This is a genomic window from Pseudoalteromonas sp. NZS11_1, assembly GCF_015864275.1.
GTDB classification, from domain to species: Bacteria; Pseudomonadota; Gammaproteobacteria; order Enterobacterales; family Alteromonadaceae; genus Pseudoalteromonas; species Pseudoalteromonas arctica.
This window is the reverse complement of record NZ_JADYXK010000028.1, coordinates 1-17,799: the sequence shown is the minus strand read 5'-3', so window position 1 is coordinate 17,799 and position 17,799 is coordinate 1. Positions and strand designations below refer to the sequence as shown.

12 protein-coding genes are annotated in these 17,799 nt (G+C 40.6%); 4 read left to right on the top strand and 8 right to left on the bottom strand.

Going from position 1 to position 17,799, the window contains the following annotated elements:
- Position 1: 1 nt before the first annotated feature.
- Both I6F44_RS16445 and I6F44_RS16440 read right to left on the bottom strand, forming a co-directional pair.
- A complete protein-coding gene (locus I6F44_RS16445; RefSeq protein WP_165722493.1) occupies positions 2-1,924 on the bottom strand; it encodes a PrkA family serine protein kinase in 1,923 nt (640 codons plus the stop codon).
- A 210-nt stretch (positions 1,925-2,134) separates the two neighbouring features.
- Positions 2,135-2,716, bottom strand: a complete 582-nt coding sequence (locus tag I6F44_RS16440; RefSeq protein ID WP_197174205.1) for a superoxide dismutase — start codon at positions 2,714-2,716, stop codon at positions 2,135-2,137.
- Between the two features lie 266 nt (positions 2,717-2,982).
- On the opposite strand from I6F44_RS16440, the gene I6F44_RS16435 reads away from it, so the two are divergent.
- Positions 2,983-3,321 (top strand): Grx4 family monothiol glutaredoxin, encoded by a 339-nt coding sequence (locus tag I6F44_RS16435; protein WP_004335359.1) that lies wholly within the window; start codon positions 2,983-2,985, stop codon positions 3,319-3,321.
- Between the two features lie 90 nt (positions 3,322-3,411).
- On the opposite strand, the gene I6F44_RS16430 is transcribed toward I6F44_RS16435, so the two are convergent.
- The 6 genes from I6F44_RS16430 to I6F44_RS16405 all read right to left on the bottom strand — a co-directional run bounded on the left by I6F44_RS16430 (position 3,412) and on the right by I6F44_RS16405 (position 10,721).
- Positions 3,412-4,725: a sensor histidine kinase gene (locus I6F44_RS16430; RefSeq protein WP_007584583.1), complete on the bottom strand. Its 1,314-nt coding sequence runs from the start codon at positions 4,723-4,725 to the stop codon at positions 3,412-3,414.
- The gene (locus I6F44_RS16425) at positions 4,725-6,056 is read right to left on the bottom strand and encodes a sigma-54-dependent transcriptional regulator (RefSeq protein ID WP_197174204.1); all 1,332 of its coding nucleotides are present in this window, start codon (positions 6,054-6,056) and stop codon (positions 4,725-4,727) included. Before I6F44_RS16425 ends, I6F44_RS16430 begins: the two co-directional genes overlap by 1 nt.
- A 121-nt stretch (positions 6,057-6,177) precedes the next feature.
- Complete coding sequence (locus tag I6F44_RS16420) at positions 6,178-7,386, bottom strand: ABC transporter permease (protein WP_024607684.1); 1,209 nt, start codon at positions 7,384-7,386, stop codon at positions 6,178-6,180.
- 11 nt (positions 7,387-7,397) lie between these two features.
- The gene (locus I6F44_RS16415) at positions 7,398-8,711 is read right to left on the bottom strand and encodes an ABC transporter permease (RefSeq protein ID WP_197174203.1); all 1,314 of its coding nucleotides are present in this window, start codon (positions 8,709-8,711) and stop codon (positions 7,398-7,400) included.
- A gap of 3 nt (positions 8,712-8,714) precedes the next feature.
- On the bottom strand, positions 8,715-9,425 hold the full coding sequence (locus I6F44_RS16410) for an ABC transporter ATP-binding protein (RefSeq protein WP_004335374.1): 711 nt from the start codon (positions 9,423-9,425) through the stop codon (positions 8,715-8,717).
- A gap of 42 nt (positions 9,426-9,467) precedes the next feature.
- Positions 9,468-10,721, bottom strand: coding sequence for an efflux RND transporter periplasmic adaptor subunit (locus I6F44_RS16405; protein ID WP_197174202.1), 1,254 nt, complete (start codon positions 10,719-10,721; stop codon positions 9,468-9,470).
- A gap of 698 nt (positions 10,722-11,419) precedes the next feature.
- On the opposite strand from I6F44_RS16405, the gene gltB reads away from it, so the two are divergent.
- From gltB to I6F44_RS16390, 3 genes are all read left to right on the top strand, one after another.
- On the top strand, positions 11,420-15,877 hold the full coding sequence (gltB, locus tag I6F44_RS16400; protein WP_197174201.1) for a glutamate synthase large subunit: 4,458 nt from the start codon (positions 11,420-11,422) through the stop codon (positions 15,875-15,877).
- A gap of 9 nt (positions 15,878-15,886) precedes the next feature.
- Positions 15,887-17,302, top strand: coding sequence for an FAD-dependent oxidoreductase (locus tag I6F44_RS16395; protein WP_197174200.1), 1,416 nt, complete (start codon positions 15,887-15,889; stop codon positions 17,300-17,302).
- Positions 17,303-17,438: 136 nt separating this feature from the next.
- Positions 17,439-17,799 (top strand): transposase domain-containing protein (locus I6F44_RS16390; RefSeq protein ID WP_197174199.1); only part of this gene is annotated, 361 nt, incomplete at its 3' end.

Below are 17,799 nucleotides of genomic sequence, written 5' to 3'. Positions count from 1 at the left end.
GTTATTGCGATTTTCTAACCCGTAAATACCACTCAGAAAGCAAGCGAACTTGTTTTTGTGTATAGCCTTTTTCGACCATACGGTTCACAAAGTCTTCGTGCTTTTGCTGATCCTCTGCAGACGTTTTAGTATTAAACGAAATAACAGGGAGTAAATCTTCGGTATTAGAGAACATTTTTTTCTCAATCACCGTGCGTAGTTTTTCGTAGCTTGTCCATAGTGGGTTTTTACCGTTGTTATGCGCACGGGCACGCAATACAAAGTTCACTATTTCATTACGGAAATCTTTAGGGTTAGAAATACCTGCTGGCTTTTCTATTTTTTCAAGTTCGGCATTAAGTGCCTCGCGGTCAAATAGTTGTCCCGTATCAGGGTCGCGATATTCTTGGTCTTGTATCCAAAAGTCTGCATAAATAACATAACGGTCAAAAATGTTTTGTCCGTATTCTGAATACGATTCTAAATAAGCGGTTTGCAGTTCTTTACCTATAAACTCTACATATTGCGGAATTAAATAGCCTTTTAGAAAGCTTAAATAACGCTCTTCTATTTCGCTTGAAAATTGTTCGCGCTCTATTTGTTGCTCAAGTACATAAAATAAGTGCACTGGGTTTGCGGCAACCTCTGTGGTATCAAAGTTAAACACGCGGGATAAAATTTTAAACGCAAAGCGAGTAGAGAGCCCCGTCATACCTTCATCAACACCTGCGTAATCACGATACTCTTGATACGATTTTGCTTTAGGGTCGGTGTCTTTTAGAGTTTCGCCATCGTATACCCGCATTTTAGAATAAATACTTGAATTTTCTGGCTCTTTTAAACGTGATAGCGTCGTAAATTGCGCCAATGTTTTAAGTGTACCCGGCGCGCATGGCGCGTTGTATAGCTCGCTGTGCTCAAGTAATTTGTCGTAAATTTTAATTTCTTCAGTTACACGTAAGCAGTAAGGTACTTTTACAATATAAACACGGTCTAAAAATGCTTCGTTGTTTTTATTGTTTTTAAAGGTTTGCCACTCAGACTCATTAGAGTGAGCGAGGATCATGCCATTAAAAGGCAGAGCACTAATGCCTTCTGTGCCGTTATAGTTACCTTCTTGGGTTGCGGTAAGTAAAGGATGCAGCACTTTAATAGGCGCTTTAAACATTTCTACAAATTCCATCAGCCCTTGGTTAGCTAAACATAAAGAGCCAGAGTAGGCGTATGCATCAGGATCGTTTTGAGCAAAGTGCTCAAGCTGGCGAATATCGACCTTACCCACTAGCGCCGAAATATCTTGGTTGTTTTCATCTCCAGGTTCGGTTTTGGCAATGCCTATTTGGTTTAAAATTGAGGGGTAGCGCTTAACCACTCTAAACTGGCTAATATCACCATTGAATTCTTTTAAGCGTTTGCCAGCCCAAGGGGACATAATGGTTTTTAAGTAGCGCGGTTTAATACCGTATTCTTGCTTAAGTACCTCGGCGTCCTCTATTGGGTCAAATAATGCAAGAGGATGGTCGTTTACCGGAGAGCCTTTAATTGAATAAATAGGCACTTGTTGCATTAAATATTTTAGTTTTTCGGCAATGGATGATTTACCCCCACCAACAGGTCCAAGTAAATAAAGCACTTGTTTGCATTCTTCAAGCCCTTGGGCGGCGTGTTTTAAATAAGAGACTATTTGCTCAATGGCGTCTTCCATACCATAAAAATCAGCAAAGGCAGGGTAGCGCGCAACTACTCTATTAGAAAATAACCGGCTTAGTCGTGCATCCGTTGCGGTATCTACCATGTTTGGTTCGCCAATTGCCATGAGTAGGCGTTCTGGTGCGCTGGCGTAGGCAGACTTATCGGTTTTACAAATCTCAAGAAATTCAGCGATACTGTATTCTTCTTCCTGTGCCGCTTCGTATCGTGCTTGGTAATGCTCAAAAATCGTCATAATAACCTCCGAAACCCGCTGTAAAAAGGTGCTTACATTTTAAAGTCTAGTCACGAATTTGTATTTTTGTGCAATAAAATTAAAAATTTAAGTGAAAAAAGATCATGTTACTAAAAGTGTTTTATTAAATGATGAGGCGCTTAGGTGTGATAAACAAGAAACAAAAAAAGACGCCTAAGCGTCTTTTTTACATTAGCGTTTAAAGGCTAATTAAGCGAAGTTAGCGTTCGCGAATTCCCAGTTAACAAGCGACCAAAAACCTTTAAGGTAATCTGGACGAACGTTACGGTAATCAATGTAGTAAGCGTGTTCCCATAAATCCACTGTAAGGATTGGAGTAACGCCATCATCAGTTAATGGTGTAGCAGCGTTAGATGTATTAACGATGTCTAGTGAACCATCAGCAAGCTTAACTAACCACGTCCAGCTTGAACCAAAGTTATTTACTGCTTTGTCATTTAATGCATCTTTAAACGCATCAAAAGAACCCCATTTGGCGTTGACTGCATCAGCAACTGCGCCAGTAGGCTCGCCGCCGCCGTTTGGAGATAAGCTGTTCCAGTAAAAAGTATGGTTCCAGATTTGTGCTGCGTTGTTAAATACGCCGCCTTCTGATGAACATACGATCTCTTCTAGAGATTTGTTTTCAAACTCAGTACCAGGGATTAAACCATTAAGCTTAACCACGTAAGTGTTGTGGTGTTTGCCATGGTGAAACTCTAGTGTTTCTTTTGAAATATGTGGCTCAAGTGCGTCGATTGCATATGGTAGTGACGGTAGTTCAAATGCCATTTTTTTATCTCCATCTTCTTTGGTTGATAGTCCATTTGGTAATACGTAATGTCTGTTGAAACAGAGCAGTTACCTATACCAAGCGGTAATATAGTGTTACTATAATTGTTGAGTATTTTACTCAAGTTTAAGCAAACAGCAATGCTATTGCGAAAGACTATTTCAATTGCGGCTTTATTTGCCCATATTAAGTTATATATTTGTGGTCACGATGAGTTATTTTCAAGACCTAAATATATTTAGCTATCGTTACTTTGAGGTTGTAGATGGAAACCATTGATAAAATTAAACAGCAAATTTCAGAAAACCCAATAATCCTTTTCATGAAAGGGTCACCAAAATTACCTAATTGTGGTTTTTCTTCACAAGCATCGCAAGCGTTAATGTCATGTGGTGAACCATTTGCATACGTTGATATTTTACTTAACCCAGACATTCGTGCTGAGCTTCCAGCATACGCAAATTGGCCAACATTCCCACAACTTTGGGTAGATGGCGAGTTAGTTGGTGGTTGTGACATTATTATCGAAATGTTTCAACGCGGTGAATTACAGCCGTTAATTACAGAAACTGCTGCTAAATATAAAGAAGCTGACGCAGAGTAATTTTATTACTCAACCTGCTATCAGGTTATTAAGCTCTTTAAACACAAAGCCACTTTTTAAGTGGCTTTGTTGTTTTTAATTTTTGTGAATTTACGAATAAGGAAGGCTCACTTGTACGTTTAAGCCGCCCTCTATTTTGTTATGTAAACTTATATGCCCCTGGTGCGCTTCTGCTATTTCTCTGCATAAGGCTAGCCCTAAACCACTCCCCGTACTTTTTGTAGAATAAAAGGGCACTAAAGCATTTGCCATTACTTGCTCGCTCATTCCTTTGCCACAGTCGCTCACATTTATAACACAAGCTTGGGGTACAAATTCGACCTGAATATGTATTTCATTGGCGTTGGAGCCTGACTCGTGTGAATTTTTTAATAAGTTTATGAGCAGCTGCTCGAGTTGGGCTTGATCAGCTTGTAATTCATTGTGTGAATTTTTTATTTCGTAGCTAAATTGCCAGTGATTCTTTAAATTATTGAGTGTGTTTTGCCAGTTAATCCGTGTTTTTTGTGGCTGAGGTAATTTAGCAAACTTGCCATAGCCTTGTACAAATTCAGTTAAATGACTAATTCGCTCATCAATAGTTGCAAATACACGGGCAAGGCGGGGCTCATCAACTTTATTTGCGAGCAATTGTGCGCTGTGTAACATGGACGACATAGGGCCGAGTGAATTATTCAATTCGTGGCTGATAATGCGTATTACCTTTTTCCACACGGCAACTTCTTGGCGACTAAGCTCACGGGTTAATTGTTTAAATATATATAAATGATGCTTTTGGTTATTGAGTAAAAACTCCCCGGTGGCTAAATGCCAAGTTTGCGAGTCTTGATTCTCTATTTCTATATTAAAGAGGCCATCAACACCGTGCTCTATAGCTGCTATTAATTGCAGGGGCGAATTTTCGAGCAATTTACTTAGCTGCATACCTTCAAGGCGGGTTGCGCTATTAAATAAACTACGGCTAATTAAATTACTAAATACCACCGTATTATTATCATTGACCAGTAATAACGCTTGCGGCGAGCTTTGCAATACTTTATCAAGCATTAACTCGCGCTGGTAAATCCATTGTTTTTCTTGGCGAAGCTGTTTAGCGGTTTGATTATAAAGTCGGCATAGTTTTCCAAGTTCATCATTACTTTTATACGCTAGTAAGCTGGAGAGCTCACCATCTTTAAAATTAAGCAACCCGGTTTCGAGCGATTGCATGCCAAGCTTTATTGGCTTGGTGAGAGCTCTTGAAAGCAAGGTGCTAAATGCAAGCGTTAGTAATATTAAAAACAGAGTGTAGTACATATCAAAACCACTAAGTGCGGCAATAATAAAAACAGGCAGCGCGCTACAAAGTGCGCAAATTAACACAACCTTTTGGCTTAGGGTAAAGTGGCTAATAATGTTTGGCATTAATAATCAATACCCATTTTTTGTAACCGCCTGTAAAGTGCTTGTCGGCTTAAACCAAATTCACGGGCCACTTTGGCTATAACACCTTGATGAGCGCGCATTGCGTGTTCTATTTCCTGTTTGGTCGGCTCTGCTTTTGCTTCTTGTTGAGCAGTAACCGATGACGAAAGTGCAAAGTCATCGACGGTAAGCGCACCTGTTGGTTTTAGTACCGCTACACGTTTACAGGCGTTTTCTAGCTCTCGAACGTTACCTGGCCATTTATAATGTTGAAGTGCTTGCTCTGTGTTTATAGTCAGCTCTCGGTGAGGTAAGAAGTGGCTAATGAGTGCTAAAACATCATCTTGCCTTTCGCTAAGGGCAGGCACATTGAGTTCAATTACATTAAGGCGATAATATAAGTCTTCCCTAAATCGACCTTGTTCAATTGCTTGTAGTAAGTTTTCGTTAGTAGCCGATATTACTCGCACATTTACTTTTTGTGTTTGTGTTGAGCCTAAACGTTCAAACTCGCCGGTTTGTACTACGCGTAGTAATTTTATTTGCCCTGAGAGTGGTAAATTACCAATTTCATCTAAAAATAATGTACCGCCATCAGCTGCTTCAAATCGACCAATACGTTGTTTAGTTATCCCCGTGTATGCGCCGGCTTCAGCGCCAAAAAGTTCGGCTTCTATAAGTTCTTGTGGTAGTGCGCCTGCGTTTACCTTAATAAAAGGTTGCGATACAAGTGGGGAGTTTTTTTGAATGATATGCGCAATGCACTCTTTACCACTCCCATTAGGGCCTGTAATTAATGCAGATATATCAGATTTAGCTACTTGGAGCGCCATAGTGACCAGTCGTTCCATAGCCGTGCTTTTAAATATTAGCCCGGCAAGGTCTGCGCCTTTAAATGTACCTTCACGCTCTTGTTGATGGCGATTATGTGTAGCAACTATTTTTTTAGCACTGCCTAGCTCTATTAAGTTAGCGATACAAACTAGTAGTTTTGCATCATCCCAGGGTTTTGGTAAGTAATCGGCAGCACCTGCTTTTACAAGCTCAATAGCGGTAGCAAGTTCGGTCCAGGCTGTAATAAGTATAATAGGGAGGTGTGGGTTTATTTCTCGTAGTTCATAAAACAAGGCTTTACCTTCTTCGCCAGAGGTTGTGTCGCTGGTAAAGTTCATGTCTTGAATTACAAGCTCAATTCGCTGATAGCGAACTATTTGCAGAGCATCAAACGGGTTTGTTGCAGTGACTACCGGAAAGTCGTGGATCTCGAGCAACAATGAAAGTGCATCGAGTACTGCTTGGTTATCATCAACAATGAGTATTTTATGAGTCATAGGTTATTTTTATAATTTTATAATGGCTACACTGCCTTACTAATCAGTGTAGCATAGTGATTTTTGCATGATTTAGTAACCTAAACTCTGGATAATAAATCTACCTCAAGCGGATTCTAGGTTAAATTGTGCGAGTTGCGATACTGGGCGAAATATTAGCAGCGCGTTTAGCCGGCGCTAATACCGCAAGTAAGCTCATTAAAAATACGGCAATGGCGGTAACGGCTATATAACTTGGCGGTAGTGCAGCTACAGAAAAATACTGCATTAACATTTTCCCAAGCAGTATTGCTGTTACTACACCTAAGGCTAAACCTAGGCTACAAATTAATGCATTTTCTACTAAAAAGTAGCTAACAATAGCTGACTTTCTTGCGCCAAGTGCTCTGCGTGTACCAATTTGCTTAGTACGTTTGCTAATATTAAATAAGGTTAAGCCAAAAATACCGAGAGCGGTTATAAGCACTAAAATAGTGATTAATACTATGAGCATGCGCATCATGAGGCGATCTTGAGCGGTATACTCATTTTTTAATTCATCAAGTCCTTTAATGTTATTAATAACGCGTTTGCTGTAATTTTCGAGCATAGTATTTTCTATTTCTTTCATTACAGCTGCTCGCTGACCAGGCTCTGTACGAACGGCAACTTGTGCATAACTTGCTGCTTTAATATAAGGAATAAACGCAAGATTATCGGGTTTACTGTCTTTGAGCCACGGGCCTTTCATTTTCCCGATCACGCCAATAATTTTAAGTGGTAGGTCGCCAAAATAAACTATTTTTCCTAAACCATCTCCATCAGGGTAGAGCTCATCAAGTAAGGCTTTAGTGACTATAGTGACGTTGGTGCGCTTTTGTGTAATTTCGTTTGTAACTAGCACTTCATCTTCGGTAAAGTTTCGCCCTGCAATTAAGTTAACGCCGTAGGTATTAATTGCGTGGTCATCTATAAAAAAATAAGCGGTCCTGACACTTAGGCCTTCTTGTGGAGCAGGTTTTAAATTAAAGCTCGAAGCGCTGCCACTCCCTGATAGTGGAATACTACTGCTTAATGCGGCATCGACCACGCCTGGCATTTTTCTAAGCATGCTTTCATCAAGCTCAAACTGCTGACTTAAGTTAATATCAGTACCAAAGGTCATTACATTAAACTTAAATATATCTTGTTCAGGGTAGCCCGTTTCTTGGTTTAAATAGCTAATTCTGTCTTGAATGATAAATGCAGCATTACTGACTATTGCCGTTGTGATTGCAATTTGAATTAGCAGTAATACAGCGCCCACCTTTGAGCGGCATAAGGCGTTAAATATAGGTTTTATTTCTAACATTGTTAAATCCCTTATTGGCTCTTAAGATAAATAGCAGGGTTGGTTTTACACACTAGCCAAGCTGGGTACAAACCAGCCAAAATGCAGGTTGTAATTGCAATCAATGGGGCGCTCAATAGCATGGTTAAATCCATTGTCGCTAAGTTTTCATAGTAGTCGTAGCTTTGCCCTACGCCCATTAAGCCAAGTTGTGCTAGTACAATTCCTAGCATGCCACCTATAAAGCCAAGCATGGCGACCTCAACTAAGTGCTGTAAAAATATTTGCCTTTTACTAGCACCTAATGCGCGTCTTACACCTACTTCTGGTGCTCTGCGTAAAAACTTAGCTAAAAGTAAACCTAAAATATTGGCTAAGCAGACACCTAAGAACATAAAGCTCAGGCCCACTAAAATTTTATTGTCTTCGGTGACGACGTTGTTGTATTGCATCCATTGGTTTACATCGCGAAGTTTATACTCAAGTTCTTTACGATTAAATCGACCACGCTTTTGTTGTTCTTGCATGTAGGCTAATAAGTAATTTTGATAGGCTTGTTTTTGTTCAAGCGTATTTAGCTCTGCCCAAAACTGGATCCATACTTGCTCAGATTGCAGTTTATCTGCAAAGGTTGGTGTGTTTTCGTGTTTCCATCCATTGCTATTGCCCCAACTTACTAGCTCTTTTGCCTTTATTAAGCTAAAGGGCATAAATAACTCTTCTACTTGATTAAATGCACCGTTATTTAAATCATAATATTTAATATTGAGAGGCCAATGGTTAATAACACCAACTACTTGATAGCTTGCATCATCTAAGTAAATCAGCTTGCCGACAGAGTTTTTTCCTGCAAATAGTTTCTCGTTTATCTCTTGGGTAATAACAACCACAGGTGCGGCTGAGTCTTCTTGCTCTTTGCTCCAAGCCCCTCCGTATAGAAATGACAAATTAAACATGCTAAAAAAGTCAGGCGTTGTCATGCGAGCATTACCTATAAAAGGTTTTATTTTGTCGGAGTCTAAATAAACTGAAAAGCCGGTACGCATCATAGCCACTTTTTTCTCTGACGTGGGTGCGTTTAATAAGTTCTCAGCATCTTGATAGGTCAGTTGCAGTGGCATGTTATCTTCTGTCCACCACGTACTACCATCGTCCATTGTTTGTAATTGCACACTGTAAAGTTGGCTGCTTTTTTCTGGGATAGGATCGGCCGACATCATATGATAAACACTTAGGCTGGTCATTGTTATGCCTATACCTATCGCAATGGCAAGTACCATTAAAAAGCTAACCAGTGGGGTGCGCTTGAAGCTGCGCCAACTTAAATCTAAATAATGAATAAACATTAGTTAAACCCCCGATGCTGTTTTTATAGTTTGCGCGCCCTGATAAAGTGTAAAGTCGGCAAGCTGCCCATCAACTACTTGAATATTACGCGGAGCACGGCGAGCTAATTCGCTATCATGCGTTACCATTACAATAGTGGCACCGTCGCGATTGATTTGTTCAAGTAACTCCATAACTTGGCGAGCCATTAAGCTGTCAAGGTTACCTGTTGGCTCATCGGCAAGTAAAAAACGAGGTTCACCAGCAAGCGCACGGGCTATTGCCACACGTTGTTGCTGGCCACCAGAGAGTTGTTGAGGTAAGTGTTTAGCGCGAGATGCTAAACCAACTTGTTCAAGGCATTGCTCAATTCGACGTTTTCGCTCATTTGCTTTAATCCCTCTGTAGCGAAGAGGAACTTCTATGTTTTCATATAAATTTAAATCGGGGATCAAATTAAAGCCTTGGAATATAAAGCCAATTTTTTGATTACGTAAATCAGCACGTTGGTTATCGTTTAGGCTGCCAACATTAACGCCATCCAACAGGTATTCACCTTCGTTAAAAGGCTCGAGCATACCTGCAATATTTAAAAAGGTTGTTTTTCCTGAGCCGCTAGGACCGGTAACAGCAATAAATTCGCCTTCGTTTACTTGCAGATTAAAATCTCGAAGCGCATGGGTTTGTACCATTTCTGTTTGGTATACTTTACTTACATTGTTCATTTGTAACATGGTTGTTCCTAATTATTTTTAGCGTTGGTTGAGAACGTCTGTTTAATTTAATAAAATCGTGTTGGCTTGCTTAAAGTCGCTGTAGCTTGAAATAATAATTTCATCGTTTTCTTTTAGTCCGCTTAAAAGCTCAACCGCATTAATGCTGGTGGCGCCTATTGTAATAGGTATACGCTTTGCGATATTGCCATCGACTTTATAAGCTATAATTCCGCCTTGCTGCATAAATGCACCACGCTTTACTTGCATTACACCTTCTCGGTTGTCGAGTAAAATACGTGCAGTTAAGCGTTGGTTCTGACGAATGTTGTTAGTAACACCTTTAAACCGGACGCGTGCTGTTACTTCACGATTATTAACTTCTGGTGATATGGCGGATAAATTCCCCATCACTGTTTCATTGCCTAACTTAAGCTCTACTTCCATACCGAGCCCTAATTCGTTTGCGTAACTTTCAGGAACTTGGAGTTCGGCTTCAAAATTACTTAAGTCGACGAGAGTCATAAGAGGTTGGCTTTGCGTCACAGCGGCTTTTTGTTGCACTAATAGGTTACCCACGATCCCTGTAACGGTAGCCTTAATAGATAGGTTGCTTACTTTTCGGATTAAGTCATCAACAATAAGTTGTTGGCGGGTCACATCACTTTTAGCAGCTTGTAGTTCAAAAGCGAGCGTGTCTTTGGCAAGCAATACCTCTTGCTGCGCATGCTTATAGGAGAGCTTAGCTCGGGATAAATCATCAACTGCTTTTTCTAGATCAATTTGGCTAATTAAGTGCTTTTGTATTGATAACTGTGCGCGACGATTTTCGCGCTCAGCGGCGTTAAGCTCAACTTGTGCCATATCGAGTGTTTTATTTAAAGTGAGTGTTTGGCGTCTTGCTTGCAAATGCTGCCTTTGCTGTTCGCCTTCAAGTCTTTTAAGTACAGACTCCTGTTGCTTTAATTCATTAGTTAACTCAGGGCTTTGCAACAGTGCAAGAGTGTCGCCTTGCTTTACTGTATCGCCGGCCTTTACTTTTAAATCTATAAATCCACGTTCTGGACTGTAGATTTTAGGAGCATTAGCAGCAACAATTTTACCACTGGCGGCAATGTCTCGAATGAGCGCTTTAACATGTACTTTTGCAATCTGTACTTTTGAGCGGCTAATAGAGCTTTTAGCGCTATGGCTCGTTAAAAAAATATAAGCAATTGTAGAGACCACAATGAAAACAATCGCAGTGATTATCGCGTATTTTTTATAGCTTATAGGTGCCTTTACTTGTATGTCTTGTGCGCTGGTATCTTTAATCATTTAATTTCCCCTAAATTGCTTTTATGTATTTTTCGCACAGCAGTAATAAAGCTGCTGTGCAAATAGCGGCAATAGGAGAGAGTAAAAATAAGCTTAGAGTAAACATAGTAATTCCAATTAGCGATTATATATAAAGCTATACGATTAATATGCCAATTATTATCCTATTGATATTTAAGTGATTTTATTTTTTTGTTATTGGAATTTATGTCCGCGGACAGTTTATGTGTCCGCATCGGACATAGTTTTAAATAAAAATTCACTATTAACGTACAAAAAATGACATGAACTTTCATAACTATACTAATGAGCAGCAATAATCGGGGATGTTAAGCCATTAAAGTAATGAAATAGCATAAAACTATCTAAATGTTAACTGAATAGCCCCTCTAGCGCTGAATACTTATTCACTTTCGGTTGCCTTTACGTTTACGTAAGCTGGCACACTGAAGGCTTGTGTTTTTTACAATATGTTAAACTTGACACCAGTGTCATGAAAAAATAGTGGTTGAAATAACGCTAAATGTTAAAAATAATGATAAAAAGAAATCTTGCTATGAAGTGAGAAATATTCAAGAATGTGAATATGTATTCAAAGTGCTATTGACTCTATTTAAGATAGAGGCTAGTTTTGTCCGTCTGTTAGCAAATCGTCGAGCAGTTCATCCACGCTAACAGTGCAGCAAGGGGAGGGGTCTATGTTATACGACTCAAAGTTAGAAAAAGAAAATTGTGGCTTTGGCTTAATAGCCCAAGTTAATGGTCAAGCTAGTCATAGGCTTATTCGTACTGCTATTACGGGGCTAGATCGCATGCAGCACCGTGGTGGTATATCTGCCGATGGTAAAACAGGTGATGGCTGTGGTTTATTATTACAAAAACCAGATAGCTTTTTCCGTGCTATTGCTAGTGAACATAACTGGCACTTAGGCAAAAACTACGCAGTGGGTATGATATTTTTAAATTCAGACCCTGTTTTAGCGCAAGCTGCAAAACAAATACTTAGCGAAGAATTAGAAAAAGAAACGTTAAATATTTTAGGTTGGCGCGTTGTGCCAACTGACCCATCTATGTTGGGTCCTATTGCTGTACAGCAATTACCAGGTTTTGAACAAATTTTTGTTAGCGCGCCAGAAGGTTGGCGTTCTAAAGACTTAGAGCGTCGCTTATATGTAGCACGCCGCCGCGCTGAAAAGCGCATTGTTGATGACGAAGCTTTCTATATCGCAAGTCTATCTGGTTTGGTAACTATCTATAAAGGCTTAATGATGCCTGCAGATTTACCAAATTTTTACCTAGATTTAGCTGATATTCGTATGACGAGTGCGATTTGTGTTTTCCATCAGCGCTTTTCTACTAATACTCAGCCGCGTTGGCCTTTAGCTCAACCTTTCCGCTATTTAGCACACAATGGTGAAATTAATACTATTGAAGGTAACCGCCAGTGGGCACGCGCACGCTCATATAAGTTTGCGTCACCGCTTATTCCTGATTTACAAAGCGCAGCGCCGTTTGTAAACGAAACCGGCTCTGATTCATCAAGCCTAGATAATATGCTTGAGCTATTTTTAGCTGGTGGCATGGATTTATTCCGCGCTATGCGTATGCTCGTACCACCTGCATGGCAGAAAAACCGTGCAATGGACGACGATTTACGTGCATTTTATGACTTTAACTCTATGCATATGGAACCATGGGATGGCCCGGCAGGTATTGTTATGTCGGATGGTCGTTTTGCGGCTTGTAACCTTGACCGTAATGGACTTCGCCCAGCGCGCTATGTAATTACACAAGATGGCTTTATTACGCTTGCATCAGAAGTGGGTATTTGGGATTACACTGCCGATGAAGTAGTTGAAAAAGGCCGTGTTGGTCCAGGTGAATTATTAGTTATTGATACTAAGCTTGGCAAAATTTGGCACTCAGATGAAATCGATCAAGATTTAAAGTCTCGCCATCCTTACAAGTCGTGGCTTGAGGAGAACGTTAAGCGTTTAGTACCATTTGAAGAGCTTACTGAACAAGATGCCGGTAATCGCTCATTTGATGACGAAACGCTAGCTAAATATCAAAAAATGTTTGGTTATACCAACGAAGAGCTTGATAGTGTTATTCGTGTAATGGGTGAAAACGGCCAAGAAGCAACCGGCTCAATGGGTGATGACACGCCATTTGCAGTGCTTAGTGAAGGGCATCGTTCGCTTTATGATTACTTCCGCCAAAAATTTGCGCAAGTAACAAATCCACCTATCGATCCACTGCGTGAAAATCATGTAATGTCACTTGCGACATGTATTGGTAGTGAGCAAAACGTATTTAACGAAACAACAGGCCATGCTAAGCGTCTACAGTTTGATACGCCAATTTTAATGTACGCAGATATGCAGCAGCTATTAAATGCTGATGAAGCGCATTACAGCTACTGTAAAATTGATATTACCTACACAGTTGAAGAAGGTTTAGAAAATGCGGTAAGGCGTATTTGTGACCAAGCACAAGAAAAAGCAGCCGCTGGTTGTATAATGCTTATTTTAACTGACCGTAACTTTAATGAAGCAAATTTGCCGATTCCAGCAGCTATGGCTGTAGGTGCGGTACAAAAACGATTAGTTGATAACAATCTTCGTTGTGAATCAAACATTATCATTGAAACCGGTAGCGTGCGTGATGCGCATCAGTTTGCTGTGTTATTAGGCTTTGGTGCTACGGCAATTTATCCATACCTTGCGTATGAATCATTAGTTGCAATGAGCGACAGCAAAATTATTAATAAGTCGTATTGCGAAGTAACTCTTGCTTACCGTAAAGCCATTAACAAGGGCTTATACAAAATCATGTCTAAAATGGGCATAAGTACGGTTGCATCATATCGCTGCTCAATGTTGTTTGAAGCGGTTGGTTTATCTGACGCTATTGTTGAAATGTGCTTTAAAGGTGTGGCGAGTCGCATACAGGGCGCATGCTTTACCGACTTTGATGACGATCAGCAAAGCTTACACAAACTCGCTCTAAGTAAGCGTAAATTATTAAGCCACGGCGGCTTGTTTAAGTACGTACATGGCGGCGAGTATCATGCTTATAATCCTGATGTAATCCAAACCCTGCAAAAAGCAGTTCGTTCTGGTGAATATAGTGATTACAGTGAATATGCAAAACTTGTTAATACGCGTCCTATTGCCACTTTACGTGACATGCTTGCGCTTAAAATTCCAGAGCAAGGCATTAGCATCGATGATGTAGAGCCTGCAGAAAACCTATACAAGCGTTTCGATTCAGCAGCAATGAGTATTGGTGCATTATCGCCAGAAGCGCATGAGGCTCTAGCAATTGCAATGAACCGCTTAGGTGGTTGTTCAAACTCTGGTGAAGGCGGTGAAGATAAGCTGCGTTATGGTACCGAGAAAAACTCGCGTATTAAGCAAGTCGCTTCAGGTCGATTTGGCGTAACGCCGCATTACTTACGCAGTGCTGACGTTATTCAAATTAAAGTAGCGCAAGGTGCAAAACCAGGCGAAGGCGGTCAATTACCGGGTGAAAAAGTAACCCCATATATTGCTAAGCTTCGTTATTCGGTTCCAGGTGTTACGTTAATTTCGCCACCACCACATCACGATATTTACTCAATTGAAGATTTAGCGCAGCTAATTTTCGATTTAAAACAAGTAAACCCTAAAGCACTAATTTCTGTGAAACTGGTTTCAGAACCAGGCGTAGGAACCATTGCGACAGGTGTTGCTAAAGCGTATGCCGATTTAATTACTATTTCTGGCTACGATGGCGGTACAGGCGCAAGCCCACTTACTTCAGTTAAATATGCAGGTAGCCCATGGGAGCTAGGACTTGCTGAAACGCAGCAAGCCCTTGTTGAAAATGGACTGCGTCATCGCATTCGCTTGCAAACAGATGGTGGCTTAAAAACAGGTTTAGATATAATTAAAGCGGCAATTTTAGGTGCAGAAAGCTTTGGCTTTGGTACCGGCCCAATGGTTGCGCTTGGTTGTAAATACTTACGAATTTGCCATTTAAACAACTGTGCGACCGGTGTTGCAACACAAGACGAAACACTTCGTCAAAAGCATTACCACGGCTTACCAGAAATGGCGATGAACTACTTTAAGTTTATAGCGCAAGAAGCACGTGAAATCATGGCAAGCTTGGGTGTTGTAAACTTAACTGATTTAATCGGTCGTTTAGATTTGCTTGAAGCAATTGAAGGCAAAACAGCAAAACAGAAGAAAATTGATTTATCTTCAGTAATTGCTCAGCCTAATAACCCAACTGGCGAAACGCTTTATTGTAGTGCGCCTAATAGCTCACATTATTTAGGAAAACTTAATGAGAGCCTACTTGCTAAGGCGCAAGACGCAATTGATGCTTCAAGCGGTATTTCACTAGTAAGTCGTATTTGTAATACGGACAGATCGGTAGGTGCAATGCTTTCTGGCTATATTGCTGATAAATATGGCAACCAAGGTATGGCGGCAGATCCTGTAGCAATTGAGCTACATGGTACTGCGGGTCAATCATTTGGTGTGTGGAATGCCGGTGGCCTTGAAATGACACTGGTTGGCGATGCAAACGATTACGTAGGTAAAGGCATGGCGGGTGGCAAGTTAGTTATTCGTCCACCACTTGGCTCGTCGTTCGAAAGTCACAAAGCCACAATTGCAGGCAACACATGTTTATACGGTGCAACAGGCGGCAAACTGTTTGCTGCAGGTTGTGCAGGCGAGCGCTTTGCAGTTCGTAACTCAGGTGTGCAAGCGGTTGTTGAAGGTGTAGGTGACAACTGTTGTGAATACATGACCGGCGGCGTTGTATGTGTACTGGGCAATGTAGGCGTTAACTTTGGCGCGGGTATGACAGGTGGTTTTGCTTATATTTTAGATGAGCGAAATGATTTTGAAAAACGCATTAATCCAGAGCTTGTGGAAATAGTAACACTAGACGAATTAACGTCGCATCAAGAACATTTACGCGGCTTAATTGCTGAGCATTTAGAGCTTACGGGTTCGTGCAGAGCAGAAAGTATTTTGGCTAACTTTGAATTGTACTTACCGATGTTCAAATTAGTAAAACCAATATCAAGTGACGTAAAAAGTTTACTCGGGCATCGCGCTCGCAGTAGTGCCGAACTACGTGTTCAGGCGCAATAAGGGGGCAGTATGAGCGAAAATGTATATCAATTTATAGACGTGCAGCGTGTAGACCCACGCAAAAAACCAATCTCGTCACGTAAAAAATCTTTCGTAGAAATTTACGAACCCTTTTCAGAGAATCAGGTTAACTCACAAGCTGACCGTTGTTTAGATTGTGGTAACCCATACTGTGAGTGGAAATGTCCAGTACATAACTACATTCCACAATGGTTAAAGTTAATACGCACGGGCCGTATTATAGAGGCGGCTGAGCTTTCTCATCGTACAAATAGCTTACCAGAGGTTTGTGGGCGTGTTTGCCCACAAGACCGCTTGTGTGAAGGCTCGTGTACGCTCGATGAAGAGTTTGGTGCGGTTACAATTGGTAATATTGAAAAATACATTACTGATGAGGCATTTAAAATGGGCTGGAAGCCTGATATGTCTTATGTAACATGGACTGACAAAAAAGTAGCCATTATTGGTGCGGGCCCTGCAGGTTTAGGGTGTGCTGATATTTTGGTCCGTAACGGCGTTAAACCAGTAGTGTTTGATCGTCACCCAGAAATAGGTGGACTACTCACATTTGGTATTCCTTCTTTTAAACTTGAAAAATCAGTAATGCAAAAGCGCCGTGAAATTTTCACTGAAATGGGCGTAGAATTTAAGTTAAATGTTGAAGTAGGTGTTGATATTACACTTGATCAAATTTTAGCTGATTACGACGCTGTGTTTTTAGGGGTTGGTACGTATCAGAGTATGCGTGCAGGTCTTGAAAATGAAGATGCAGCGGGTGTTCACGATGCATTGCCGTTTTTGATTGGTAACACGAACCGTGTAATGGGCTACGACGAGACAAAACAACCGTGTATTGATATGGCTAATCAAAAAGTAGTTGTACTTGGCGGTGGTGATACAGCGATGGACTGTGTGCGTACGTCTATTCGACAAAATGCTGCAAAAGTAACGTGTGCTTATCGTCGTGATAAAGAAAATATGCCAGGCTCTAAACGTGAAGTTAAAAACGCGAAAGAAGAAGGCGTTATATTTACGTATAACGTTCAGCCTAAGGGCATTGTACTGAACGATAAAGGTAAAGTGACCGGCGTTAAAATGGTTAAAACTAAATTAGGTGAACCTGACGCAAAAGGCAGAAGCCGTGCTGAAGAAGTACCTGGTTCAGAACATGTTATTGAAGCTGATCAAGTTATTATGGCGTTTGGTTTCCAGCCTCACAAAATGGATTGGTTAGACAAATACGATGTAGAAATAAACAACTGGGGCGGTATTAACGCACCAGAACAAGGTGAGTTTACACATCAAACTACTAACCCTAAGATATTTGCTGGTGGCGACATTGTACGTGGTTCAGATTTAGTGGTAACTGCTATTTTTGAAGGACGTAACGCTGCAGAAGGTATTATGGATTACTTAAAAGTTTAATTTTTCGTGTTAAAATAACGATATTTAAAGCAAGCCAAGAGGCTAATGCCGATCATTTAAGAATTAGTTAATAGCACTTGAACGATCTTCTAGGTATGTAAGAATCCGAATTCTTTTGTAGAATTCGGATTTTTTTATGCAACTTTCTAATGCTCTCGATATTATTAACAACATCAAACCTAATGACGTTGAAACACTCGCAGACTTACTCCCTTTATCTCTTATCGAAGAAGCCTATGCACTGACCGAAACCGTTACACTACGAAAAAGAAAACTAACTCTAGAATCGATGGCTTGGTTGTTGATCGGGATGGTTATTTATAATGACAAATCGATGGCCGATGTCGTTAATATGCTCGACATTGTTGACCGCGAGGGTAAGCCATTTGTTGCGCCAAGTGCTTTAACTCAGCGTCGTAAAAACCTAGGTGAAGCCGCCATGAAAGCCTTATTTGAATGCACCCAAAGGCATTGGAATAATGGCGCTAATCATCCTC